This window comes from Plantimonas leprariae (assembly GCF_008802405.1).
GTDB classification, from domain to species: domain Bacteria; phylum Pseudomonadota; class Alphaproteobacteria; order Rhizobiales; family Rhizobiaceae; genus Plantimonas; species Plantimonas leprariae.
Window position 1 is genome coordinate 266,719 of sequence record NZ_VZDO01000004.1, and the last position, 24,406, is coordinate 291,124.

The 24,406-nt window shown below is 67.4% G+C and carries 26 protein-coding genes; 13 read left to right on the forward strand and 13 right to left on the reverse strand.

Annotated elements, in window-relative coordinates; translation table 11 throughout:
• Positions 1-71: 71 nt before the first annotated feature.
• Positions 72-584 (reverse strand): SixA phosphatase family protein, encoded by a 513-nt coding sequence (locus tag F6X38_RS07650; RefSeq protein ID WP_150969005.1) that lies wholly within the window; start codon positions 582-584, stop codon positions 72-74.
• A 245-nt stretch (positions 585-829) separates the two neighbouring features.
• Here F6X38_RS07650 and dksA point away from each other — a divergent pair, with 245 nt between their 5' ends.
• Positions 830-1,246 (forward strand): RNA polymerase-binding protein DksA, encoded by a 417-nt coding sequence (gene dksA / locus F6X38_RS07655; protein ID WP_150969006.1) that lies wholly within the window; start codon positions 830-832, stop codon positions 1,244-1,246.
• Between the two features lie 77 nt (positions 1,247-1,323).
• On the opposite strand, the gene F6X38_RS23675 is transcribed toward dksA, so the two are convergent.
• Complete coding sequence (locus F6X38_RS23675) at positions 1,324-2,829, reverse strand: flagellar biosynthetic protein FliO (protein WP_202617947.1); 1,506 nt, start codon at positions 2,827-2,829, stop codon at positions 1,324-1,326.
• A gap of 223 nt (positions 2,830-3,052) precedes the next feature.
• On the opposite strand from F6X38_RS23675, the gene cckA reads away from it, so the two are divergent.
• On the forward strand, positions 3,053-5,572 hold the full coding sequence (gene cckA, locus F6X38_RS07665) for a cell cycle histidine kinase CckA (protein ID WP_150969166.1): 2,520 nt from the start codon (positions 3,053-3,055) through the stop codon (positions 5,570-5,572).
• A 3-nt stretch (positions 5,573-5,575) separates the two neighbouring features.
• Here cckA and F6X38_RS07670 read toward each other — a convergent pair whose 3' ends face one another.
• Together F6X38_RS07670 and F6X38_RS07675 are read right to left on the reverse strand one after the other, a co-directional pair.
• The gene (locus F6X38_RS07670) at positions 5,576-6,517 is read right to left on the reverse strand and encodes a pseudouridine-5'-phosphate glycosidase (RefSeq protein ID WP_150969007.1); all 942 of its coding nucleotides are present in this window, start codon (positions 6,515-6,517) and stop codon (positions 5,576-5,578) included.
• On the reverse strand, positions 6,514-7,494 hold the full coding sequence (locus F6X38_RS07675) for a PfkB family carbohydrate kinase (protein WP_150969008.1): 981 nt from the start codon (positions 7,492-7,494) through the stop codon (positions 6,514-6,516). The genes F6X38_RS07670 and F6X38_RS07675 overlap by 4 nt, the downstream gene beginning before the upstream one ends.
• Positions 7,495-7,653: 159 nt before the next feature.
• On the opposite strand from F6X38_RS07675, the gene recA reads away from it, so the two are divergent.
• The 3 genes from recA (at position 7,654) to alaS (ending at position 12,171) form a co-directional block, all read left to right on the forward strand.
• On the forward strand, positions 7,654-8,727 hold the full coding sequence (gene recA / locus F6X38_RS07680; protein WP_150969009.1) for a recombinase RecA: 1,074 nt from the start codon (positions 7,654-7,656) through the stop codon (positions 8,725-8,727).
• Between the two features lie 118 nt (positions 8,728-8,845).
• A complete protein-coding gene (locus F6X38_RS07685; RefSeq protein WP_161992654.1) occupies positions 8,846-9,352 on the forward strand; it encodes a molybdopterin-dependent oxidoreductase in 507 nt (168 codons plus the stop codon).
• Positions 9,353-9,492: 140 nt separating this feature from the next.
• Entirely contained in the window at positions 9,493-12,171 is a 2,679-nt protein-coding gene (alaS, locus tag F6X38_RS07690) for an alanine--tRNA ligase (RefSeq protein WP_150969011.1), read from the forward strand.
• Positions 12,172-12,180: 9 nt separating this feature from the next.
• On the opposite strand, the gene F6X38_RS07695 is transcribed toward alaS, so the two are convergent.
• Both F6X38_RS07695 and F6X38_RS07700 read right to left on the reverse strand, forming a co-directional pair.
• Positions 12,181-12,630 (reverse strand): GNAT family N-acetyltransferase, encoded by a 450-nt coding sequence (locus tag F6X38_RS07695; RefSeq protein WP_202617948.1) that lies wholly within the window; start codon positions 12,628-12,630, stop codon positions 12,181-12,183.
• Positions 12,627-13,004 carry a PRC-barrel domain-containing protein gene (locus tag F6X38_RS07700; protein WP_150969013.1) on the reverse strand — a complete coding sequence of 126 codons (378 nt, stop codon included), beginning with the start codon at positions 13,002-13,004 and terminating at the stop codon, positions 12,627-12,629. Before F6X38_RS07700 ends, F6X38_RS07695 begins: the two co-directional genes overlap by 4 nt.
• Before the next feature lie 192 nt (positions 13,005-13,196).
• On the opposite strand from F6X38_RS07700, the gene F6X38_RS07705 reads away from it, so the two are divergent.
• On the forward strand, positions 13,197-14,438 hold the full coding sequence (locus F6X38_RS07705) for an MFS transporter (protein ID WP_150969014.1): 1,242 nt from the start codon (positions 13,197-13,199) through the stop codon (positions 14,436-14,438).
• 10 nt (positions 14,439-14,448) lie between these two features.
• On the opposite strand, the gene F6X38_RS07710 is transcribed toward F6X38_RS07705, so the two are convergent.
• Entirely contained in the window at positions 14,449-15,663 is a 1,215-nt protein-coding gene (locus tag F6X38_RS07710; protein ID WP_150969015.1) for an NADP-dependent isocitrate dehydrogenase, read from the reverse strand.
• 114 nt (positions 15,664-15,777) lie between these two features.
• Here F6X38_RS07710 and F6X38_RS07715 point away from each other — a divergent pair, with 114 nt between their 5' ends.
• Entirely contained in the window at positions 15,778-16,560 is a 783-nt protein-coding gene (locus tag F6X38_RS07715; RefSeq protein ID WP_150969016.1) for an RNA methyltransferase, read from the forward strand.
• Positions 16,557-17,342: a glutamate racemase gene (gene murI, locus F6X38_RS07720; protein WP_150969017.1), complete on the forward strand. Its 786-nt coding sequence runs from the start codon at positions 16,557-16,559 to the stop codon at positions 17,340-17,342. The genes F6X38_RS07715 and murI overlap by 4 nt, the downstream gene beginning before the upstream one ends.
• Before the next feature lie 2 nt (positions 17,343-17,344).
• Here the strand turns inward: murI and F6X38_RS07725 are convergent, their stop codons facing one another.
• Positions 17,345-17,854: a hypothetical protein gene (locus tag F6X38_RS07725; RefSeq protein ID WP_150969018.1), complete on the reverse strand. Its 510-nt coding sequence runs from the start codon at positions 17,852-17,854 to the stop codon at positions 17,345-17,347.
• A 110-nt stretch (positions 17,855-17,964) separates the two neighbouring features.
• Between F6X38_RS07725 and F6X38_RS07730 the strand changes: the two genes are divergently transcribed.
• The 5 genes from F6X38_RS07730 to F6X38_RS07750 all read left to right on the forward strand — a co-directional run bounded on the left by F6X38_RS07730 (position 17,965) and on the right by F6X38_RS07750 (position 21,529).
• A complete protein-coding gene (locus tag F6X38_RS07730) occupies positions 17,965-18,123 on the forward strand; it encodes a YqaE/Pmp3 family membrane protein (protein ID WP_150969019.1) in 159 nt (52 codons plus the stop codon).
• Between the two features lie 210 nt (positions 18,124-18,333).
• Positions 18,334-18,951, forward strand: a complete 618-nt coding sequence (rpsD, locus tag F6X38_RS07735) for a 30S ribosomal protein S4 (protein WP_150969020.1) — start codon at positions 18,334-18,336, stop codon at positions 18,949-18,951.
• Between the two features lie 515 nt (positions 18,952-19,466).
• Complete coding sequence (gene ttcA, locus F6X38_RS07740) at positions 19,467-20,342, forward strand: tRNA 2-thiocytidine(32) synthetase TtcA (RefSeq protein ID WP_150969021.1); 876 nt, start codon at positions 19,467-19,469, stop codon at positions 20,340-20,342.
• A complete protein-coding gene (locus F6X38_RS07745) occupies positions 20,339-21,172 on the forward strand; it encodes an inositol monophosphatase family protein (protein ID WP_150969022.1) in 834 nt (277 codons plus the stop codon). Before ttcA ends, F6X38_RS07745 begins: the two co-directional genes overlap by 4 nt.
• 30 nt (positions 21,173-21,202) lie before the next feature.
• A complete protein-coding gene (locus F6X38_RS07750; protein ID WP_150969023.1) occupies positions 21,203-21,529 on the forward strand; it encodes a Dabb family protein in 327 nt (108 codons plus the stop codon).
• A 7-nt stretch (positions 21,530-21,536) separates the two neighbouring features.
• Here F6X38_RS07750 and F6X38_RS07755 read toward each other — a convergent pair whose 3' ends face one another.
• The 5 genes from F6X38_RS07755 to F6X38_RS07775 all read right to left on the reverse strand — a co-directional run bounded on the left by F6X38_RS07755 (position 21,537) and on the right by F6X38_RS07775 (position 24,353).
• Positions 21,537-22,814, reverse strand: coding sequence for a multidrug effflux MFS transporter (locus tag F6X38_RS07755; RefSeq protein ID WP_150969024.1), 1,278 nt, complete (start codon positions 22,812-22,814; stop codon positions 21,537-21,539).
• Between the two features lie 187 nt (positions 22,815-23,001).
• Positions 23,002-23,340, reverse strand: coding sequence for a Grx4 family monothiol glutaredoxin (gene grxD, locus F6X38_RS07760; protein WP_150969025.1), 339 nt, complete (start codon positions 23,338-23,340; stop codon positions 23,002-23,004).
• Positions 23,341-23,436: 96 nt separating this feature from the next.
• Positions 23,437-23,670 carry a BolA/IbaG family iron-sulfur metabolism protein gene (locus tag F6X38_RS07765; protein ID WP_150969026.1) on the reverse strand — a complete coding sequence of 78 codons (234 nt, stop codon included), beginning with the start codon at positions 23,668-23,670 and terminating at the stop codon, positions 23,437-23,439.
• A gap of 100 nt (positions 23,671-23,770) precedes the next feature.
• A complete protein-coding gene (locus tag F6X38_RS07770) occupies positions 23,771-24,166 on the reverse strand; it encodes a type II toxin-antitoxin system death-on-curing family toxin (RefSeq protein WP_150969027.1) in 396 nt (131 codons plus the stop codon).
• Position 24,167: 1 nt separating this feature from the next.
• On the reverse strand, positions 24,168-24,353 hold the full coding sequence (locus F6X38_RS07775) for a hypothetical protein (protein ID WP_150969028.1): 186 nt from the start codon (positions 24,351-24,353) through the stop codon (positions 24,168-24,170).
• Positions 24,354-24,406: the final 53 nt, after the last annotated feature.

Here is a 24,406-nt window from a genome sequence, read left to right on the forward strand (position 1 = left end):
TCCGGTGGGTCAGCGGTCTTTCGCGCATATAAGGATGCCGGCCGCGTCCACAAACGCCGATGGAGCGCGGATCAGCCGTTCGGCACGACGAAGTGCGTGAGATAGCCGTCCCGTTCGCCCGCCGACGCGAACGAGGCGCGAAGCTCGAAGCGGGCGAGGGACGCGGTAGGGACCCCCTGACCGTGCTGGTGCAGGGCGAGCGCATCGCCGTCGCCGGTGAGCGTCGAGACGAACTCGGCGACCATCGGGTTATGGCCCACCAGCAGGAGCGACGATGGTTCTCCGGCAGCGTGAAGCGCGGCGAGATAGGCGTCGCGGTTACCCGAGTAGAGGCTGTCGTCGAAGGTCACCTCCGCATCTGCAACGGCCGCGCCGAGATGTTCGAGCGTCTGGCGGGTGCGGGCCGCCCCGGAGCATATGACGCGTTCCGGCTTCCAGCCGCGCTCGGCGAAAATCTCGGCCATCCGGTGCGCCTCGCGGAGCCCGCGCTCGTCGAGCGGGCGTTCGTAATCCTCGCCTTCGGGGTCGCCGGCGGCGGCATGCGCGTGCCTGAGGACGAAGACGGACGGTACGGAAGCTGCCATGCCTAGGCGTAACCCTGTGGCACCTGTGGCGCAATAGTGCTCAAGGCTGGCACCAGCGCTTCATGCGATCGTCGCGCGCATATGCTGAAACACGCTGCAGTCGAGCACAAGACTTGTGCAGGGAAAGACCGGCTAAGGCTTTGCTTTCGCAGCAGGGAACGCTCGCAACCTGTTGCGCGAAAGCTTCTTGTTCACCGAACTTACGCCCGCTATAAGCCCGCCCACCGCCGTCAAGGGGATGCGATATGAGCGACGCCCTGCATATCGAGACCGACCTTTTCGAGAGCGGAGCCTTCATGAACGAGCGGCAGCGGGACTATTTCCGCAAGAAGCTGCTGGCATGGAAGTCCGAAATCCTGCGCGAGTCGCGCGAAACCTTGGCGGCGCTGGCGAGCGACAATTCGAACCTCGCCGATCTCGCCGACCGCGCGTCGTCCGAGACGGATCGCTCGATCGAGCTGCGGGCACGCGACCGGCAGCGCAAGCTCATCGCCAAGATCGATGCGGCGCTGGAGCGGATCGAGGACGGCTCCTACGGCTACTGCGAGGAGACGGGTGAGCCGATCAGCCTGAAGCGGCTCGATGCGCGCCCGATCGCCACCATGTCGCTGGAAGCGCAGGAGCGGCACGAGCGGCGCGAGAAGGTCTACCGCGACGAATAGGTCGGCCATCGCGGCCCGGACCGTTTCAAGGAAAAGGCGCCGCGAGGCGCCTTTTCCGTTCGCGCGCCTCGCGGTGTTCAGCGACGCGTGGCGTTGAAGTCGAAGTCGCCGAGGAGGCGCTCCATCTCCTCTTCGAGCGTCAGGCGACGCTCCGGTTTGTCTCCGTCCGACGCGACCGCCGGGGCTTGAGGCCGCGGCGCATCGGGCCCGCCCTGCCGCGGCGGATTCCAGTCGAGAGAACCGAGGTCGCTGTCGAGCTCGCGCGACAGCTTGTCGTCCAGGGACGGATCGTCCGTCGCGGGGACCAGCTGCTGCGGCTGCCGGGCAGGCGGGGCGGCCGGTGCCACGCGTTCCGGCCGGCCGGCTTCCGGCAGCGAGCGGCGCGATTGGATGGCGGACGCGAAGCTGCGGACGGACAGCGGTCGCCGCTCGGCCTCTTCCGACGCGCCGCTCGGCGCCGGACGCAGTTCGGCGGCAGCGGCCGGCGCCGCCTCCGTTGTCGTCGGATCGAGGCGAGCCAGGACGGGCGTGGCGGAGGGCGCGCGCTCCGGCACGAGCCGCACGGGCTCTGCCGGCCCGACCAGCGGCGGCTCGAACATTGCCGGATGCGCCGCGTCGATTTCCGCTGCGGTCCTCCCGAGGCTGATCGGCGGAATGGACTCGACTTCGGGTGCTTCGTTCACCCGCTCCGCATGGTCGCGCGCGATGGCGGGCATGGATGCCTCGTGCGCCTGCGGCGCCGGGACGGCAACCGGCTCGCTGCGCTTCAGGAAGGCGGGCACTTCCGGGTTCGCATCCCGCCGCTGCGGTTCCTCGGCCAGTGCGCTCGGCTTCGGCGGCGCGGCCGAACGGGTCGGCGGCGGCGCGGCGCGGATGGAAACGGGCTGCGGGCGCGGGGGCTCGACCGCCGGCGGCTTTGCCTGCGCCGCCACGGCGGGGGCCGGGTCGGCGACGATCGCGGGTTCCAGAAGCGGGCCCGGCTGAACCGGTGCGACCGGCCGCTCGCTCCGCGCCGGCGCCCGCTGCGGCTCGATCCTCGCTTCAGCTTCCGCAGGCGCGCTTCGCGCCGGCTGGACCACCTGTTCCGGCTCGCGGCGGGGGAGCGTCCGCCGAAGCGGGCTCGGCGCCTGCTTGCCCGCCTCGGCCGGCATAGGCTGTCGGCGCGGTTCGGGAGCGATCACCGCCGGGTGCGGCACCGGCCGTTCGACGGGCGGCGGCTGGGTGGCGACGGGCTCGACCCTTGCTGCCGGCACCCGTTCCTCCGCGCCGTTGTGGGCGGAGACGGGCGCGCGCAGGATGCCGCTCTCCACGACGAGGTCGTTCTGGCCGCCGATGAGCACGAGATGCTCGACGTCGTCGCGCCGCAGCAGCACCAGCTTGCGCCGCTGGTCCACCGCCGCGACGTCCAGCACCGCGAGCCGCGGCCCGCGGCTGCGGCCGGCCCCGATCGCCCCGCCTCGCTTCATGCGCCGGTTGAGGAAGACGACCAGCAGCAGCAGCGCGAAGAAGACCGCCGTCACCACGGCGTAGGTCGCGAGCGGACCGAAATTCGTTTCCAGCGACTGCGATAGGCCAGAGGGCATCTTCCGCTCCCGTATTTCGCGCGACTGTAGATCGGAATCGATGCGGCAGGACAAGGGCTTTCGCGCCGATCCTCCGTTTCGCCACGATCGTGCGCTCCAGCGCTGCGACAGGTTGCGACGCCATGGTCGCGGCGCGGCCTTCGACAAGCCTTTCGCGCGGCGCGAGGCTCGGCTACGAATGCTGATCGCCGATCCAGTCGAACCTTGGGAACCGAACACCGCGATGGACGGAGGCGGCACCAGCACGGGCGAAAAGTCCTTCATCGACCGTAGCGGCGAGGCGGCGGGCGTGCGCCGCCTGCTGATGCTCGGCGGCTCGCTGCTGTTCCTGGCGGCACTCCTCGCCATGTTCGGCCATGCCTATGGCGGCATGGCGCTCATCGCGATCTTCTCGTTCCTGGCGATGGTCGGCATCGCGGCGATCTTCGCCTTCGCCCTCGGCTTCGTTTCCTTCGGCCAGAACCATCCGACGCCGGAGATCGTGCGGCATTTCCTCGACACGCTGCCGACGGGAACGGTGATCGTCGACCGCAAGGGCCGCATCCTCTACGCGAACCGTGCCTATGGCGAGGCGACCGGTGCCGCGACGGGGGCGGACGCCAAGACGCTGGAGCGCATCCTCGTGCGCGAGCGGGAAGGGGCGGAGGCGATCTACCGTCTCGCCAACAAGGCGGGCAAGGGCGAGGCAGCCACCGAGGAGTTCCGGCTGGAACGGGACCTCGCCGGCCATTCGATGCGCGAGCCGCGCTGGTACCGCGCGACGGTGCGGCCGCTCGACGTGCTCGGCCAGGCGGCGCATGCCTGGCAGATCGCCGACATCACCGCCGAGCGGGTCGAGCAGGAGACCTTCTTCCAGAACCTCCAGAACGCGATCGACCATCTCGACCACGCGCCGGCCGGCTTCTTCGCCTCGGACGAGAAGGGGCGTGTCATCTACCTGAACGCGACGCTCGCCTCCTGGCTCGGGATGGATCTCGCCTCGTTCCGCCCGAGCGAGCGATCGATCGAGTCGATGCTCGGACGCGAAGTCGCCGCCTATCTCGCCGATCGGAGCACCGGCGAGGCCGGCACGATCGACATCGACCTCACCGCCGCCGACGGACGTTCCCGGCCCGTGCGCTTCCACATCGAGCGCGGCCCGGGCGGGGAGCAAGCCGGCGCGCCCGTGCGGGCGATCGTCGTGGCGCGCGACGCGTCCGGCGCGGACGAGAACGCGGTGCAGGCCGCCGAGCAGCGCTTCGCCCGCGTGTTCAACGCTTCGCCGATCGCGATCACCTCGCTCGACGAGAACGGCCGGGTGCTTCGCGCCAACGACGCCTTCGCGGCGCTGTTCGGCAATGAGGCCGCGACGAGCGGCGACCTGGCGGAGTTCATCCGCGAGGAGGGACGCGACACGTTCCGGCAGGCCGTCGCCGCGGCGAAGCGCTCGCGCTCCGTCGCCGCGCCGATCGACATCCAACTCGTCGGCGAGCCGGCCCGTTCGCTCCGCATCTATGTCAGCGGCATCTCCGGCTCGAGCGAAGGCGGGCGCGAGAGCGTCGTCCTCTACGGCGTCGACATCACCGAGCAGCGGACGCTGGAGGAGCAATTCGCCAAGGCGCAGCGCATGCAGGCGATCGGCAACCTCGCTGGCGGCATCGCGCACGACTTCAACAATGTCCTCACTATCATCACCGCCTCGGTGGACTTCCTGCTCCTGAACCACCGGACCGGCGACCCGTCGTTCCAGGACCTGCTCTTGATCAAGCAGAGCGCTAACCGCGCCGCCTCGCTGGTGCGCCAGCTTCTCGCCTATTCGCGCCGCCAGACCATGCGTCCGAAGATGCTGAGCTTGACCGACGTCATCGCCGACATGCATCTCCTCCTGAAGCGCATCTCCGGCGATCTCGTGAAGCTTGAGCGGCACCACGCCCGCGATCTCTGGCCGGTGATGGCGGATATCGGCCAGTTCGAGCAGGTGATCACCAACCTCGTGCAGAACGCCCGCGACGCGATGCCGGAAGGCGGCACGATCACGGTCTCGACCCGCAACGTCCTCGAAGCGGAAGCGCGCTCGTTCGGCTATTCCGAGCTGCAGGAGGGCGACTTCGTACTGGTCGAGGTCGCCGACAACGGTACGGGCATGCCGCCCGAGGTGGCCGAGCGCATCTTCGAGCCGTTCTTCACCACGAAGGAGATCGGCAAGGGGACCGGACTCGGCCTGTCGATGGTCTACGGCATCGTCAAGCAGTCGAACGGCTTCATCTTCGTCGAGTCGGTGCCGGGCGCCGGAACGACGTTCCGCATCCTCCTGCCGCGCCACATCCCGACCGAGGCGACCGCGCCGAAGACGGAAACCGCCGCGGCCATCCCCTCCGAGAAGGAGGACCTGTCCGGCACGGCCTCGATTCTCCTCGTCGAGGACGAGGACCACGTGCGCGCCGGCAACGTCCGCGCCCTGAAGATGCGGGGCTACGAAGTCTACGAGGCCTCGTCCGGTGTCGAGGCGCTCGACGTGCTGGCGGAACTCGGCGGCAAGGTCGACCTCGTCGTGTCCGACGTCGTGATGCCGGAGATGGACGGGCCGACGCTCTTGCGCGAGATGCGCTCGAAGCAGCCGGACCTGAAGTTCATCTTCGTGTCCGGCTACGCGGAAGACGCCTTCGCCAAGAACCTGCCGGACGGCGAGAAGTTCGGCTTCCTCGCCAAGCCGTTCTCGCTGCGCGAGCTGGCAGTAGTGGTGAAGCAGACGCTCGACGAATAGGGCCTATCGCGCGGACAGCGCCTCGCGCATGTCGCCTTGTGCGAGCGCCACGGCGATCCGCGCCGCGAGGCGCGCGTTGCTCTTCACCAGCGCGATGTTGGCTTCGAGCGAGCGGCCGTCGCTGAGTTCGAAGATGCGCTGCAGGAGGAAGGGCGTCACCGCCTTGCCGGAGACGCCGCCGGCCTCGGCGTCGGCGAGCGCTTGGCCGATCCACGCGCCGATCGTCTCGGCGGGTATCTCGCTCGCCTCGTCCAGCGGATTGCCGATCAGCATGCCGCCGTCGATGCCCATCCGCTGCCGCGCGCGCTGGAACGCCGCGATGGCCTCGGCGGAATCGAGACGGAGCGGCGCAGGCAGGCCGGAACGGCGCGACCAGAAGGCGGGGAACTCGTCGGTGCCGTATCCGACGACCGGAACGCCTTTCGTTTCCAAGACTTCCATTGTCTTCCTGAGGTCGAGGATCGCCTTCGCGCCGGCCGAGACGACGATCACCGGCGTCTGCGCCAGCTCCTCCAGGTCGGCCGAGATATCGAAGCTCGTTTCCGCGCCCCGATGTACGCCGCCGATGCCGCCCGTCGCGAAGACCCGCACCCCCGCGAGATAGGCGGCGATCATCGTCGCGGCGACGGTGGTCGAGCCGGTCCGCCCGGCGGCGACCGCATAGGCGAGGTCGGCACGCGACAGTTTCATCACGTTCTTCGCCTGGGCGAGGCGGTCGAGTTCGTTCGCTTCCAGTCCGACGCGGAGCGTGCCGTCCAGCACCGCGATAGTCGCCGGCACCGCGCCCTCCGAGCGAACGATCTCCTCCACCGCGACGGCCGTCTCGACGTTCTGCGGAAACGGCATGCCGTGCGTGATGATGGTGGACTCCAGCGCGACGACGGCCCTGCCATCGGCCAGAGCCGACGCCACCGCGTTGGATGGCGTAAATCGTTCGCCGCTCATTTGGCATCCTCGAATTCGTGGTCGTTCTCGGTCGGCGGCGGCAGTTTCCGTGCGGCTTCCCGGATCGCGTCGACAGTGAAATCGCCGCTCCGGCGCTCCGCCGAAACGTGGAGGCTGGCGGCTACCATGCCGAAGCGGACCGCTTCAAGGAACGGCTCGCCGGCAGCGAAGGCAAACGACGCCGCGCCGGCCAGCGTGTCGCCCGCGCCGGTCACGTCGTGGAGCGACCTGACCTCCGGCGGCATCTGTCGCCGCATCTCGCCATCGAAAACGATCGTGGCCGGGCGTGGTCCGTCGGTGACGACCGCGCGGCGGCAACCGGCTTCCGCCAAGCGCTCGGCCAAAGCGCCGGCCGAGCCGTCGGGCGACGCGCCGGTGATCGCGGCGGCTTCGGCGCGCGAGACGAATAGCGCTGCCAGCTTCGGCAGCGCCGGTGCCAGCCGCACCGCCTTCGCCGGCGAAACGCCGATAGCGAAGATCGGCCGCTTGCCGGCTTCGTTCGCCAAATGCTCGATGGTCTCGGCGGGGAGGTTCGCATCGAGGAGCAGCGCGTCCGCTGCGGCGAGCGCTTCGCGGATATGCCGGCGAGTGAAGACGCGAGGCCGCATCAGGTCGTAGAGCGCCATGTCGGCGAGGCCGCCGACGAGATCGCCGGTGACGTCGAGGATCGCCGTATAGGTCGGCGTGCGCCGATCGAGCCAAGTCATCGACATGTCGTCGATATCCAGCGCGGCGAGGGCCCTTGCTACGACCTCACCGCTCCCGTCGCCGCCTCGCGCCGATACGAGCCTCACCGGCGAGCCGAAGCCGCGCAGGACCCGCGCGGCATTCAACGCCGCTCCGCCGACCAGCTCGGTCATCGTGCCGGGGTTGGAAGCACCGGGCTCAAAAGCGTCGCGACAACGTCCGCGCCGGTCGATATGCGCGCCGCCGGCCACAAAGAAGGCGGCGTCGCGGTATGAGGCGGGATCACTCATGGGCGCGGTTCACAACGGAGCGTTGACCCATGCGAATCAGCTGCAAAAAGAGGGAACAAATGGCGATCATGACTTGCTGGATAGGAACAAAAAGAGTACATCTTCGGCATCGGCGGTGCGATTGCACCGAATCCCAACTGGTGGAATAAGGTGGCTTCAATGGTGCAGCGAACGCTCCGCCTCGTCGAGGAAGTTTCCGTGGACAAGACCAAGGCACTCGATGCCGCGCTCTCGCAGATCGAGCGGGCGTTCGGCAAGGGCTCCATCATGCGTCTCGGTGCGCAGGAGAAGCTCGACATCGACACGGTGTCCACCGGCTCGCTCGGTCTCGACATCGCGCTCGGCATCGGCGGCCTGCCGAAGGGCCGCATCGTCGAGGTTTACGGGCCGGAATCGTCCGGTAAGACGACGCTCGCCCTGCATACGGTGGCCGAGGCGCAGAAGCGCGGCGGCATCTGCGCCTTCGTTGACGCCGAGCACGCGCTCGATCCGGTCTATGCCCGCAAGCTTGATGTCGATCTCGACAACCTTCTGATTTCGCAGCCGGACACCGGCGAGCAGGCGCTGGAGATCGTCGACACGCTGGTGCGCTCCGGCGCGATCGACGTGCTCGTGGTCGACTCGGTCGCGGCGCTGACGCCGCGGGCGGAAATCGAGGGCGAGATGGGCGAGTCGCTGCCGGGCATGCAGGCGCGCCTGATGAGCCAGGCGCTGCGCAAGCTCACCGGTTCGATCAACCGCTCGAAGTGCATGGTGATCTTCATCAACCAGATCCGCATGAAGATCGGCGTGATGTACGGCTCGCCCGAAACGACGACGGGCGGCAACGCGCTGAAGTTCTACGCGTCCGTGCGCCTCGACATCCGCCGCACCGGCGCGATCAAGGAGCGCGACGAGGTGACGGGCAACCAGACCCGCGTGAAGGTGGTGAAGAACAAGCTCGCGCCGCCGTTCAAGCAGGTCGAGTTCGACATCATGTACGGCGAGGGCGTGTCGAAGATGGGCGAGCTCATCGATCTCGGCGTCAAGGCCGGCATTGTCGAGAAGTCCGGCGCCTGGTTCTCCTACAACTCGCAGCGCCTCGGCCAAGGCCGCGAGAATTCCAAGACGTTCCTGCGCGACAACGCCGACCTGGCGCAGGAGATCGAGAGCGCGATCCGGCAGAATGCCGGCCTTCTCGCCGAGCAGCTTCTGACCGATGTCGGCGGCGCGGAGGACGACGACGCCGAGTGATCGGCTCGTATCGGCTGCATGCGGTCCTTCGGTGCCGCCGGGCGTTTGCCGGCGGCATCGGTCTTTCATGCGCGGAGTAAGCGCCGTAGTATCCATTCCGATACGACGGAGGCTTGCGATGCTCGATCGCTTCCAGGCGTGTGGGCATGCTATCGTCCTTTGCGTCGGACTGACGCTGCCGGCGACAGCCGAAATGCCCGCCGGCTCCGTCCCGAAGATCGAGGTTGCGGGCGAGGGTGTGCAGAACATCGCTCTCGATCGCAGCGACCTATCGGCAATGCCGAGCGTCGAGCAGGAGATCGCTTTCCAGACATCGAAGGGTGAGCATCGCGGACGCTACCGCGGCGTCCCGCTGCTCGCCGTTCTCGAGCGGGTCGGCCTGCTCGCCGCCGACGGCCATCACGCGGAGCTGCGCCGCAGCGTGTTGGTGAAGGGGCGGGATGGCTACTCCGTCGCCTTCTCGGTCGGCGAACTGGAGCCGGACTTCGGCGATCGCGCGGCGATGATTGCGCTGACGGAGAACGGCCGGCCGCTGTTCGAGCGCGAGGGGCTGCGGCTGATCATGCCAGGCGACAAGCGCGGTGCGCGATCGGTGATGGATGTGGTGCGGATCGAGGTTAGATAGGACCTGCCACGCCGGCCGCGTGCCGACAGCGGTGATGATGGACAGTCCGGGACCGCGCCGTTAGAACCGCTGCTCGAAGTAGGAAGCCCGCCCGACAGGTGCCGTGGTTTTCTCCCCATGGCATCTCGGAAGGCTTGCGCATGAGCGGCGTCAACGACATCCGGTCGACGTTTCTGGACTACTTCGCCGCGAACGGCCATGAGCCGGTCGCGTCGTCGCCGCTCGTGCCGCGCAACGATCCGACCCTGATGTTCACGAATGCCGGCATGGTGCAGTTCAAGAACGTCTTCACGGGGCTGGAGAAGCGGCCATACAGCCGCGCCACCACGGCGCAGAAGGTCGTGAGAGCCGGCGGCAAGCACAACGACCTCGACAATGTCGGCTACACCGCCCGGCACCACACCTTCTTCGAGATGCTCGGCAACTTCTCGTTCGGCGACTACTTCAAGGAAGAGGCGATCGGCCTCGCCTGGAAGCTGGTGACCGAGGAGTTCGGGCTCGACAAGTCGCGCCTTCTCGTCACCGTCTATGCCGAGGACGACGTCGCCGCGAAACTCTGGAAGCAGATCGCCGGCTTCCCGGACGAGCGGATCATCCGCATCCCGACCTCCGACAATTTCTGGCAGATGGGCGATACCGGCCCCTGCGGGCCGTGCTCGGAGATCTTCTACGATCAGGGCGAAGAGGTCTGGGGCGGGCCGCCCGGCTCGGCGGAGGAGGACGGCGACCGCTTCCTCGAATTCTGGAACCTCGTCTTCATGCAGTTCGAGCAGCAGGCGCCCGGCCAGCGTATCGACCTGCCGCGTCCGTCGATCGACACCGGCTTGGGTCTCGAGCGCATGGCGGCGATCCTGCAAGGGGTTCATTCGAACTACGAGATCGACCTGTTCCGCACGCTGATCGCGGCGATCGAGGACGTCATCGGCTCGAAGGCCGAGGGCGATGCGCGGGCCAGCCATCGCGTCATCGCCGACCACCTGCGCGCTTCGGCCTTCCTGATCGCCGATGGCGTGCTGCCGTCGAACGAGGGGCGCGGCTACGTGCTCCGCCGCATCATGCGCCGCGCCATGCGCCACGCGAAGCTGCTCGGCGCGAAGGAACCGGTGATCTACCGGCTGCTGCCGACGCTGGTCTCTGAGATGGGCCGCGCCTATCCCGAACTCGTCCGCGCCGAGGCGCTGACCACCGAGACGATAAAGCTGGAGGAGAAGCGCTTCCTCGCGACGCTCGATCGTGGCCTCGCGCTCCTCGGGCAGGCGACCGACGGCCTGTCGTCCGGCGCGATGCTGGACGGCGAGACGGCGTTCCGGCTTTACGACACCTACGGCTTCCCGCTCGACCTGACGCAGGACGCGCTGCGGCAGCGCGAGATTTCGGTCGATCTCGCCGGCTTCCAGTCGGCGATGGAGCGGCAGAAGGCGGAAGCCCGTGCCAACTGGGCCGGCTCCGGCGAGAAGGCCGACGAGCGCGTCTGGTTCGAGATCCGCGAGCGGGAAGGCGCGACCGAGTTCCTCGGCTACGCGACCGAGACCGCCGAAGGGCAGGTGCGCGCGATCGTGCAAGACGGCAAGGAGCAGTCCTCCGCCGCGTCCGGCGACGAGGTTTCGGTCGTCCTGAACCAGACTCCGTTCTACGGCGAATCCGGCGGCCAGGTCGGCGATACCGGCGTGATGACGGGCGAGGGCGGCGTCCGCTTCGACGTGGCCGACACGCAGAAGGTCGCGAACGGCCTCTTCGTGCATCGCGGCCGGGTGGCGGCGGGTACGCTGAAGGTCGGCGCAGCGCTGGAGCTTGCCGTCGACCGTTCGCGCCGCTCGAAAATCCGCGCGAACCATTCGGCGACGCACCTCCTGCACGAGGGCCTCCGCGAGGTGCTCGGCACGCATGTGGCGCAGAAGGGCTCGATGGTATCGCCGGACCGGCTGCGCTTCGACTTCTCGCACCCGAAGCCGTTGTCGGCGGAGGAGGTCGCGCGGGTCGAAGCGCTCGCCAACGAAGTGATCCTCGAGAATGCGCCGGTGGAAACGCGGCTGATGGCGGTGGACGACGCGATCGCGCTCGGCGCCATGGCGCTCTTCGGCGAGAAGTACGGTGATGAGGTGCGCGTCGTCTCGATGGGGAATGCGCGCGAGGATACCGCGAAAGCCGCCTATTCGATCGAACTCTGCGGCGGCACGCATGCGCGCGCCACCGGCGATATCGGTCTCGTCCATGTCGTGTCCGAAAGCGCGGTGGGAGCCGGCGTCCGGCGCATCGAGGCGCTGACGGGCGAGGGCGTCCGCGACTACTTCAACGAGCAGGATGCGCGCGTCCGGCGCGTCGCGGCGGCGCTGAAGGTGCAGCCGGCCGATGTCGCCGAGCGAGTGGAAGCGCTGGTCGAGGAACGCCGCAAGCTGGAGCGCGAAGTCGCCGAGCTGCGCCGCAAGGTGGCGCTGGCGGGCGACGGCGCAGGTGCCGGCGGCGGCGCGGCGCCGCGCGAGATCGGCGGCGTCAGCTTCGTCGGGCGGGTGCTGGAGGGCGTCGCCGCGAAGGACCTCAAGGGTCTGGTGGACGAGACGAAGGCCAGCCTCGGCTCCGGCATCATCGCCTTCGCCGGCGTGGCGGACGGCAAGGCGAGCGTCGTCGTCGGCGTCACGCCCGACCTCACCGCGCGGTTCGACGCTGTGGAACTCGTGCGCCGCGCCAGTGCCGCCATCGGCGGCAAGGGCGGCGGCGGCCGCCCCGACATGGCACAGGCCGGCGGACCGGACGCCGCGAACGCGAGCGCCGCCATCGCCGCCGTGGAGGAAGCGCTGGGCCGTCAGGCCGAGGCGGCCTGACGGCATCGGTCAAAGCATGCGGCGGTACTGGATGAAACCGGATCGCTCCGCGACTTTATCGTAGAGTCGCCGGGCGGTCTCGTTCGTCTCGTGCGTCAGCCAGTGGACGCGGCTCGCACCCTCGCGCTTCGCGAATTCGCAAACGGCTTCGATCAACGCCGCGCCAGCTCCAGTGCCGCGCCGGTCGGGCGCGACGAACAGGTCCTGCAGGTAGCAGTAGTCGCCGGCCGTCCAGGTCGACCGGTGCAGGATCGCGTGCGCGATCCCGAACAGGCCTCGATCATCGAACGCGCCGAAGGCGGTCATCGGCTCGCTCGGATCGAGCAGGCGTTGCCAAGTGAGCGCCGTCCCGTCGTCGGCAATCGTGGCACGGTAGAATTCGAGATAACCGCGCCATAGCGGTAGCCAAGCCTCGCGGTCGCCTGCGGCGAGCGGCCGGATCACGACAGCTTCGGTCACTCGTTCCAGCGGGGCATGTTGGCGACGTCGTCGGCGCTGGCCGTCAGGAGGAGGCCGTTGGTCGACATCTGGAAGGCATCGAGCGGGATCGCCACGTCGTCGCGGTCGGCGAAGCCGGCGCCGTCCTCGAAATCCACCACGAGCGCGGTCGGGGTCGCGGGGCTGGTGCCGATCACCTCGTCCACCTCACCGATCTTCTGCCCGTTCGCACCGAGGACGTTCAGATCCTCCACCGCCTCGACATTCATGTTCCATGGAGCCATCAGCGTTCCGTCCGGCACTTCGACGAACTGCACCTGGGCGGTCGCCGCCGATGCGAGGAAACCGGCACCGATCGCGGCGGCGGCCAGAAGTTGACGGGTGAATACGCGCATCGTTGCCTTCCCTTGAACTCGAACGACGGAAGAACACCGGACGCCGCCGAATCGTTTCCGCCGCCCCGAAAGAACGGCAGCTCGCCAGCGCTCCGCGGATCGCGCTAGCGGGAACGGCCTCGCGGACTATCTGCCTCCCGATCGAACCGAGGAGTTCGAAACGCTCGCGTCGCAGCGGCGGGGAGGGGAAGCATGGGCATTCTGGCCGACATCAAGGCGTTCGACCGCGACCAGCGACACACGCTGATCGCGAGCTATCTCGGCTGGACGCTCGACGCCTTCGACTTCTTCCTGCTGGTCTTCGTCCTGAAGGCGATCGCGGAGGAGTTCCGGGTCGAGGTCTCCGCCGTTTCCTACGCCGTGTTCCTGACGCTCGCGGCGCGGCCGGTCGGCGCTTTTTTGTTCGGGCTTGCGGCCGACCGCTACGGGCGGCGGCCGGTGCTGATGGCGAACATCCTGCTCTATTCGCTCCTGGAATTCGCCTCCGGATTCTCGCCGAACCTGACCGTGCTGATCGTGCTTCGCGCCCTCTACGGCGTCGCGATGGGCGGCGAATGGGGCATCGGCGCATCGCTGACGATGGAGACGGTGCCGGAGCGCTCGCGCGGCTGGGTGTCCGGCATTCTGCAGGCCGGCTATCCGTCCGGCTACCTCCTCGCCTCGCTCGTCTACCTCGTGCTGTTCCCGTCGATTGGCTGGCGAGGCTTGTTCTTCGTCGGCGTCCTGCCGGCCCTGCTGGTCGTCTACGTGCGGCGGACGGTGAAGGAATCGCCGGCCTTCGAGCGGCGGCGCGAGCGGGCGGCGCGTCCGTCCTTCGGTGCGGCACTGCGCGGCAACGTTCCGCTGCTGGTCTGGGCGGTGCTGCTGATGACAGCCTTCAACTTCTTCAGCCACGGCACGCAGGACGTCTATCCGACCTTCCTCGAAAAGCAGCACCAATATTCGAGCTACACGGTCGCGACGATCGCGGTCGTCTACAGCATCGGCGCGATCCTCGGAGGCCTCACCTTCGGCGCGTGGTCGCAGCGCGTCGGCCGCCGGCGGGCGATGGTGACGGCGGCGCTGCTTGCCATGCCGGTCGCCTGGCTCTGGGCCTACGGCGGCAGCCCGGTGCTTTTCGCGATCGGCGCGTTCCTGATGCAGTTCTGCGTGCAGGGGGCCTGGGGCGTCATCCCGGCGCATCTCAACGAGGTCTCGCCGCCGGAGCTGCGCGGCACCTTCCCAGGAACGGCCTACCAGCTCGGCAATCTTCTCGCGGCAAGCAACGCGACGATCCAGACGAGCCTCGCCGAGCATTGGGGCAACGACTATGCCGCCGCGCTGTTCTGGACCGTGCTGCCCGGCGCGGTGATCCTGGCGCTGCTGGCCGGCTTCGGCACGGAGCGGCGCACCGCCGACTTCACGGCCGACGCGCGGAACGCGCCGGCCGAGTAGCGGGGTCGGTTCAGGCGGCCATCGCCGTCTTCAGGTTCTCGTCGACCTTGTCGAGGAAACCGGTGGTCGAGAGCCACTTCTGGTCCGGCCCGATCAGGAGGGCGAGATCCTTGGTCAAGAAGCCGGCTTCGACGGTCTCGATGCAGACACGCTCCAGCGTCGCCGAGAAGGTCTTCAGGTCGTCGTTGTTGTCGAGCTTGGCGCGGTGCGCGAGGCCGCGTGTCCAGGCGAAGATCGAGGCGATGGAGTTGGTCGAGGTCTGCTGACCCTTCTGGTGCTGGCGGTAGTGGCGCGTCACCGTGCCGTGCGCGGCCTCCGCCTCGACCGTCTGGCCGTCCGGCGTCATCAGGACGGAGGTCATCAGGCCGAGCGAGCCGAAGCCCTGCGCCACGATGTCGGACTGCACGTCGCCATCGTAGTTCTTGCAGGCCCAGACGTAACCGCCCGACCACTTCAGCGCCGAAGCCACCATGTCGTCGATCAGGCGGTGCTCGTAGGTGAGCTTGCGGCCGTCGAACTCGGCCTTGAACTCGGCGTCGAACACCTCCTGGAAGATGTCCTTGAAGCGCCCGTCATAGGCCTTCAGGATCGTGTTCTTGGTGGACAGGTAGACCGGGTAGTTGCGCAAAAGCCCGTAGGCGAAGGAAGCTCGGGCGAACTCGCGGATCGACTCGTCGAGGTTATACATGGCGAGCGCCACGCCGGCGCCCGGCGACTTGTAGACCTCGTGCTCGATGGTCTGGCCGTCCTCGCCGACGAACTTGATCGTCAATGTGCCCTTGCCGGGAAAGCGGAAGTCGGTGGCGCGGTACTGATCGCCGAAGGCGTGGCGGCCGACGACGATCGGCTGCGTCCAGCCAGGGACCAGGCGCGGCACGTTCTTCATCACGATCGGCTCGCGGAAGATCACGCCGCCGAGGATGTTGCGGATCGTACCGTTCGGCGACTTCCACATCTTCTTTAAGGAGAACTCCTCGACTCGCGCCTCGTCCGGCGTGATCGTCGCGCACTTCACGCCGACGCCGTGGCGGGCGATGGCGTTCGCCGCGTCCACCGTCACCTGGTCGTCGGTGGCGTCGCGGTTTTCCATGCCGAGGTCGTAGTATTCCAGCGGCACGTCGAGATAGGGATGGATCAGCTTGTCCTTGATAAGCTGCCAGATGATCCGGGTCATCTCGTCGCCGTCGAGTTCCACGACCGGGTTCTGGACCTTGATCTTCGCCATCTGATTTCCTCGACGGTTTGGGGATTGGCCGGCGCTATAGCATCGGGTCCCGGATGCGCAAAGGCTTGGCCGGGCGGCTCGCGGCGGCTATCAGCACGGCGGAAGGAGAGAAGCGTGGCGGGCACCGACCGGACGGCGGAAACGATGGCGAGCGGCGGACCGGCCATCGTGCTGGTGGAGCCGCAGATGGCCGAGAACATCGGCATGGTGGCGCGGGCGATGGCGAATTTCGGCCTCGCCGACCTGCGCCTCGTCACCCCGCGCGACGGCTGGCCGAACGAGAAGGCACGGGCGACCGCGAGCCGCGCCGACCATGTCATCGACGGGGCGAGGGTCTTCGATACGGTGCGGGAGGCGGTGGCGGACCTCACCTGGCTGCTGGCCACCACGGCGCGGCCGCGCGACAGCGTGAAGCCGGTGCGGGGACCGCAAGGAGCGAGCGCCGGGTTGCGGGCGCGCATCGCGGCGGGTCAGCCGGCGGGCATTCTGTTCGGGCGCGAGCGCTTCGGCCTGTCGAACGAGGAGGTGGGCCTCGCCGACGAGATCGTTACCTTCCCGGTGAACCCGGCTTTCGCATCGCTGAACATCGCGCAGGCGGTGCTGCTGATGAGCTACGAGTGGATGCAGTCCGCTGGCGGGGAGGGCGAGGCGGAAGCGCCGCGCTTCGCGGCGCCGGAGATGGAGCCGGCCGAGAAGGGCGACCTCCACCGCCTGCTCGACCACACCGAGGCGCTGCTCGACCGGCTCGGTTACTTCCGCCCGCCGGAGCGAAAGGTCGCGCTCTCCGAAAAACTGCGCACGACGCTGACCAAGGCGAACTTCAGCCGGATGGAGGTGCACGCGCTCCACGGCGTGCTGCGGCATGTCGAGGCGCGCCTGGACGGGAAGGGCGAATGATGGCGCGTCCGGTCCTGATGCTCGACAGCGGCGTCGGCGGGCTGACCGTGCTGCGCGAGGCGCGCGTGCTGATGCCGGATCGGCGCTTTGTCTACGTTGCGGACGATGCCGGCTTTCCCTATGGCGGCTGGGAGGAAACGGCGCTTCGGGGCCGCTTGGTGGACCTGTTCGGGCGGCTCATCGCCGAGCACGACCCGCTGATCTGCGTCGTCGCCTGCAACACCGCCTCGACGCTCTCGCTCGACGCGCTGCGCGCCGCCTTCCCGGCGATGCCCTTCGTTGGGACGGTGCCCGCCATCAAGCCGGCGGCGGAGCGGACGCGCTCCGGCCTCGTCTCGGTGCTCGCGACGCCGGGAACGGTGAAGCGGCAATACACCCGCGACCTTATCCAGCAGTGGGCGGCGAAGGTCGACGTGCGGCTCGTCGGCAGCGTCGCGCTGGCGACCCTTGCGGAAGCCTATATGCGCGACGGCTTCGTGGACGAGGCGGCGGTGCGGGCCGAGATCGAGCCATGCTTCGCCGAGGACAGCGGGCGGCGGACCGACATCGTGGTGCTCGCCTGTACGCACTATCCGTTTCTGGCCAACCGCATGCGCAAGGTCGCGCCCTGGCCGGTGGACTGGCTCGACCCAGCCGAGGCGATCGCGCGCCGGGCCCTGTCTATCCTGCCGGAGACTCCCGGCGGCGAGCCGGAGCCGAAGCGCGACATCGCGGTGTTTACTTCCGGCGAGGTCGATCCGCTGAAGCGCCGCCTGATGCAGGGCTTCGGGCTCGCCTGCTGACCTTAGCTTTTCGAGAAGCTGACGTTCGAGGTCTGCTTGTCGGCGCCGTCGACCTTGTCCGTCACCACCAGCGAGAACTGGCCGTTGCCGGCGTTGCGGATCGTCATGGTCGCGTTGCGATCGCCATAGATCGGCACGGCATAGATCATGGTGAGGACGAGCGCGTCACCACGCTGGGTTCCCGAAACCTGCGCAGGTCCCTTCGTCGAGCCGGTATAGGTTCCCGTGAAGCGCTTCGACGCCGGATCGTATCGGATGTCCGCGCCGATCCGGCGGGTTACGATCACCGCCGCACGGCAGGTGCCGGTTATCGAAACCCGGTTCGGGGTCGGGCGACTGCCCGTGACGCGGCAGGACACCCGGCGCGGTGAGGGGTCGACGTCGCGCTGCACCGTGCCGGAACCCTGCCAGCCGCCGTCGAAGCGTTGCAGGAAGCTGGCATCGGCGCGGGCGGCACTCGGCATGCCGAAGGCGAGGGCGGCGATGGACAGGCCAATGAGTTTCGTCTGCACGGCGTCTCTCTGTTCGGGTTTCCCAATCGCGGTCGAGAGAGGAACGAGGCTGGCGAGCATGCGTTCGCGGAAGGACATCAACTCGCCGGCATGACCGGCCCGGAGCGTCCATGGACCTCATCCGAATCGTCATCGCGATCTTCCTGCCGCCGGTCGCCGTCTTCACGCAGGTCGGCCTCGGCAAGCATTTCTGGATCAATCTGCTGCTGACCCTCTGCGGCTGGCTGCCGGGCGTGATCCATGCCGTCTGGGTCATCGGCAAATACTGAAACGCGGCAACGGCTTGACTTCGCTTCCGACAGCGAGCTAATCCCCCGCTGCGGCCGATCCGAAAGGACCGGCCGTTTCGACGTGTCCCGTGGATGGTTGCCTCTCGTGTCAACCGTCCTGTCAGTCGGCCGATAGGCCGGCAGAGGAGGGCGCGTTTCCTCGCCCGGCGGAACGGTTCCGTCCGGGCTTCGTCGTTTGAGGGAAATGCGATGACAAAGCGCGCAGAATCCAAATACAAGATCGATCGCCGCATGGGCGAAAACATCTGGGGGCGTCCGAAGTCCCCGGTGAACCGCCGTCAGTACGGCCCCGGCCAGCACGGCCAGCGCCGCAAGGGCAAGGTTTCCGACTTCGGCCTGCAGCTCAAGGCGAAGCAGAAGCTGAAGGGCTACTACGGCGACGTTTCCGAGAAGCAGTTCCGCAAGGTCTACGAGGAGGCCTCCCGCCGCAAGGGCGACACCTCCGAGAACCTGATCGGCCTGCTCGAGAGCCGCCTCGACGCCATCGTCTACCGCGCGAAGTTCGTGCCGACGATCTTCGCGGCACGCCAGTTCGTCAACCACGGCCATGTCAGCGTCAACGGCGTGCGCACCAACATCGGTTCGTATGTCTGCAAGGCCGGCGACGTGATCGAGGTGCGGCAGAAGTCGAAGCAACTCGTGACCGTGCTGGAGTCGGTACAGCTCGCCGAGCGCGACGTGCCGGACTACGTCGAGGTCGATCACCAGAAGATGGTCGCTACCTACCAGCGCATCCCGAGCCTTTCGGACGTGCCCTATCCGGTGCAGATGGAGCCCAACCTCGTGGTCGAGTTCTACTCGCGCTGAGTTTCTGTCGCGTCACTCGGAAATTTGGAAGGCCGCCTTTGGGCGGCCTTTTTCATGCGAGCGGTAACCGGAACCGGTGATGACGGACGGCGAGAAGGAGCGGATCAAGCTCCGGGCGAATTGGTTCAATGTCTTATCGGCGGCAACTTTCGCCGTAGGCACCTTGGCCTCCGCCGTACGGCTCGTTTCCGATGAGCGTGTCACGATCCGGAGCGCGCTCGTACTCGTGGGCCTCGCGGTCCTTTGCTTCTGCCTGAGTTACGCACTACATTTGCTGGCGATGGCAGGCCTGAAGAGGTTGGATCGATGACGCTAGCCGAACTGCTGCTTTTCCTGGTCACCCCAGTCGGCGCTTCGGCCATGCTGGCGCTCGGGTATTGGGAGATGCGCCGGGAGGATCGCCGTCGAGCTCTGTCGAAGAACTGAGCGATGCGACCGCCTCCTCGCCTCGAGTTGTGATGGGCCGCCTTCGGGCGGTCTTTTGCATTTCGGGCGGGAGGTGTATCGAAGCTGCGATGCTGGACAAGGTCGCCGATCCCGAGCCGGACGAAGTTTTCGACGCCGACGGCGGAGCGCATCCGCTGTTCCGGGCCGCGCCGGACTCCGTCTCGTTCCGCAAGCTGCGCAAGCGCCTGACCCGGCAGGTTCGCGAGACGATCGAGGCCGCGGCCATGGCGCGGTCCGGTGCGCGCTGGCTGGTCGGCATATCTGGCGGCAAGGACTCCTACGCCTTGCTTGCCATCCTGCTCGACCTGCAATGGCGCGGCCATCTGCCGGTCGACCTTCTCGCCTGCAATCTCGACCAGGGCCAGCCGAACTTCCCGAAGCAGGTGCTGCCGAACTTTCTCACCCGGCACGGCATTCCGCACCGGATCGAGTATCGTGACACCTATTCGGTGGTGAAAGAGAAGGTGCCGAGTGGCGCGACTTACTGCTCGCTGTGCTCGCGGCTTCGGCGTGGCAATCTCTACCGTATCGCGCGGGAGGAGGGCTGCGAGGTGCTGGTGCTCGGCCACCATCGCGAGGACTGCCTCGAAACGTTCTTCATGAACCTCTTGCAGGGTGGCCGGCTTTCCGCCATGCCGCCGAAGCTCATGAACGACGAGGGCGACGTGGCGGTGTTGCGGCCCCTCATTCGCTCGGCCGAGGACGACGTCGCGAAGTTCTCCGCCGCGATGGCCTTCCCGATCATCCCCTGCGACCTCTGCGGCAGCCAGGACGGGTTGCAGCGCAACGTCGTCAAATCCATGCTGGCCGATCTCGAAGCGCGTTTTCCGGGGCGCAAGGAGACGATGATCCGGGCGCTCGCCAACGTCCGCCCCGGACATCTGCTCGACCATTCGCTGTTCGATTTCGCCCGGCTCAGTTCCAAGCAGGACGCTCTTTCGTGACCTCACATGTCGATGTCGATACGCTGGCGCGCATTATTCAGAGCGCCGCGGAAACCGAGATCATGCCGCGCTTTCGCGCGCTCGGCCCCGACGACATCCGCGAGAAGACGTCCGCCATCGACCTCGTGACGGAGGCGGACGAGGCGGCGGAGCGCTTCATCAAAGCCGAGTGCGCCGAGCATTTTGCCGGCGCGCTTTTCGTCGGCGAGGAGTCCGTCGCGGCCGATCCCGCTCTCCTCGGCAAGCTCGGCGATGCGGACCTCGCCATCGTGGTCGATCCGATCGACGGCACGGCGAACTTCGCCACCGGCCTGCCGGTGTTCGGCGTCATGGCCGCCGTCGTGTCGAAGGGGCAGACGGTGGCGGGCATCATCTACGATCCGCTCGGCCGCGACTTCATCCTCGCCGAGCGCGGCGGCGGCGCCTTCCTCGATCGGAAGGGCGAGCGCTCGCGTCTGAAGCTCGCCGCTCCCGCGCCGCTGGCGGAGATGATCGCTCTCGGCGCGCCGAGCCTGTTCCCGCAGGCGCAGCGGCGCGAAATCTTCGGCAGCTTCGCCGCCTTCAAGACGACGGCGAACTATCGCTGTGCCGCCTACGAATACTGGTCGATGGCGGCCGGCACGGCGCATCTCGCCCTCTTCGCCAAGCTGATGCCCTGGGATCACCTGCCGGGCGTCGCCATCGTCGAGGAAGCCGGCGCGCATGTCCGCCGGCTCGACGGGTCGCTCTATCGCCCCGGGCACGTCGACGGCGGTCTGCTCGTCGCGGTGGACGAGGCGAGCTGGAGCCTCGCGCACCAGACCGTCTTCGGAAGCGGTCCGGCGCGCTGATATTCGGAATAGAACTGGGGGAGGAGCGCCATGGCCGCGCAAACCAGGCTGCTGCGACACGTCGTGCTGTTCGGCTTCAAGGGCAGCTCGACCGATGCCGATGTCGCCGAGTGCGTGCGACGGTTCGCGCTGCTGCCGCAGCTGGTGCCGGGCGTCGCGGCATTCGAGTGGGGCCGGAACGTCAGCCCGGAAGGCAAGGCGAACGGCCACACGCACTGCTTCCAGATGGCGTTCGCGAACGAGGCCGATCGGGACGCCTACCTCACGCATCCCGACCATGTCGCCTTCGGCGACCACATCCGCCCGCATGTGGAACATGTGACTGTGGTGGACTACTGGGTCGCCGCCGGCGACTGAGCGCCGATTATTCGGCCGGCGTCTGCGCCTCCGCCTCCGGCAGATGCAGATGCACCTCGCCCGGCCGGTCGAACATCCGGCCGCGTTCGGCGAGGAGAACGCCGACCAACGCGCTGAGGGACAGGAGCAGGAAGCCCGCATAGAGCGGCCGCAAGGTGCCGTCGTAGCAAGCGCCGATGAGCGCGCCGAGCGCGCCTCCGAGCAACGTCTGCATGAAGCCGATCACCGAGGACGCCGTGCCCGCGACATGGCCCAGCGGGTCGAGCGCCAGCGCGTTGAAGTTCGTGCCGATGAAGCCGAACAGGCCGAAGGTCAGGATGACCAGCGGCAGGAACAGCCAGAACGGCATGAACCCGAGCACGCCGCTGATCAGGAGCTGGATCGCCGAGAGCGCGATGAAGCCGCACAGCGCGCCGTGCGACAGGCGGCGCATGCCGAAACGCTCCACCAGTCGCGAATTGGTGAACGATGCCGCAGCCATGAAGAAAGCCGCCGTCGAGAAGTAGAGCGTGAACAGCGGCCCGATCTTGAAGATGCCGGTATAGACCTGCTCCGCCTGGTTGATGAAGCCGAACAGCACGCCGAACAGCAGTGCCGCGGCGATCGAATAGCCGAGCGAGCGCCGGTTGGTCAGGACGATGCGGAAGGCTTCGGCCGTCTTCCTCGGCGTCAGCGGTCGCTTGTCCTCCGGGTGCAGCGTTTCGGGCAGGCGGGCGGCGACCCACAGCGTGACGAAGGTCGCGAAGACGCAGTTGACGATGAAGATCTCCTGCCAGCTGCCGAAGATCATGATCGCATTGCCGATGTTCGGCGCGATGATCGGCACCGCCATGAAGACCATCATGACGAGCGACATGACGCTCGCCATGCGCGCGCCGCCAAAGCAGTCGCGCACGATCGAGACCGCGATGACCCGGGTCGCCGCCGCGCCGATGCCCTGAATGCAGCGGGCGACCAGCAGCGCCTCGAATGTCGGGGACCGCGCGGCGGCGAAGGACGCCAGGATGTAGATGGCGAGACCGACGAACAGGAGTGGCCGGCGGCCGAAGCGATCCGACAGCGGTCCATAGACGATCTGCGCCGCGCCGAACCCGAAGACGTAGGAGGAGATGGCGAGCTGGCGCTGGTTCTCCGTCTCGACCCCGAGGGTCGCTCCGATCTGCTGCAGGGCCGGAATCAGGATATCGATCGCCGCCGCGTTCAGCGCCATCAGCGACGCGATCATGGTGACGAGTTCCCAATAGGGAAGGCGCTGAGCTGCGCTCGGGCGAGCGGCCTCGGACATCGACGATCCTTTCGGGTTGCCCGCAGACATACCCGCGAGGGCGTGGTTTGCAAGGATCGCGAGGTTTTTATGTCAGGGCCGACGATCACATCGTCCTGCCCGCCGGCAACGGCGCGTGACCGTAGTGCTCACAAACGAAAAGGCCCGCGAGTGGGGCGCGGGCCCTCGAATACGATCGCTCGGCAGTTCAGGCGGCGGCGGGTGCCAGCGCCACGCCCTTCTCCGCGAGGAAGTCCTTCAACTCCTCGGCCTGGAACATCTCGCGCACGATATCGCAGCCGCCGACGAACTCGCCCTTGACGTAGAGCTGCGGGATCGTCGGCCAGTCGCTGTAGCCCTTGATCCCCTGCCGGAGTTCGTCGGAGGACAGGACGTTGATGCCCTTGTACTCGACGCCGACGTAGTCGAGAATCTGCACGACCTGACCGGAGAAGCCGCATTGCGGGAAGGCCGGCGTGCCTTTCATGAAGAGAACGACGTCGTTCGTCTTCACCTCGTTGTCGATCCAATCGTTGATGCCGCTCATCTTGGCGTCCTGTGCTGCTGTCGATCTCTGCGGGACGGATGCCGCAGCGCCGATCCCTAGATACGCCTCCGGAGCGCGGCTTTGAAGTGCCGCGGCCTATTTCGGCGCGCTGGTCTGGAGGGCGAGAGCATGAAGCTCGCCGCCCATGTTCCCCTGCAAGGCCTGATAGACCATCTGGTGCTGCTGGACGCGGCTCTTGCCGCGAAAGCTCTCGGCGACGATCTCCGCCGCGTAGTGGTCGCCGTCGCCGGCGAGGTCGCGGATGGTGACGGTGGCGTCGGGGATCGCGTCCTTGATCATCTTCTCGATGTCGCGCGCATTCATCGGCATGGAAAGGCTCCCCTCATGACGGCCGGATACACCGGTCGTCGGACCGAAGGATATGTGCGACCCGGCTGCTGATCAATCGAGGCTCAACCGCGCTTCGCGTCTATTCACGCCGAAGCTCGATATTGGCGCGAAGCCAGTCCGCCAGTTCTCGCTCCCCGATCGTCCCCGCTGCCAGTGCTTGCCAAGTTTCGAACAACGCCTCGTCGTGTGCGACGATCCGATAGCCGCCATAGGCGAGGACGAGATATGTCGCGGCAAGCGACGTCCGCTTGTTGCCGTCGAAGAATGCGTGGTTCTTCGCCAGTCCGTAGCCGAGCGATGCAGCCACCTGGCAAATGTCCACATCGCCCGCGCCATAGGCGAGCAGGTTCGCTGGTCGGGCGAGGGCGGAATCGAGCAGACCTTCGTCACGGACGCCCGACAGACCGCCGAATGCCGCGATCTGCTGTTCATGGGCATCGAGGATGGTCTCCCGGTCGGGGAGGGCAAACCGCATCCTATCGAGCGAGTTTCCGGAAAACTTCCGATCGTTCGGAGAGGATGTTCTTCAACAGCTTTCGTGCGTCGTCACGCGGAATCGAACGCAAGCCTTCCGAAGGCGCGACATCGCGCTCGGTCGTTGCGCCGGTCTCGATGGACCGAGCTTCGTTGTTTTCGGCTCGATTGCGATAATCGCGTTCCATGAACTTCACCTCTTGGGAGGTGAAGATATACGCCCGTGCCGGCTTTTCCAACC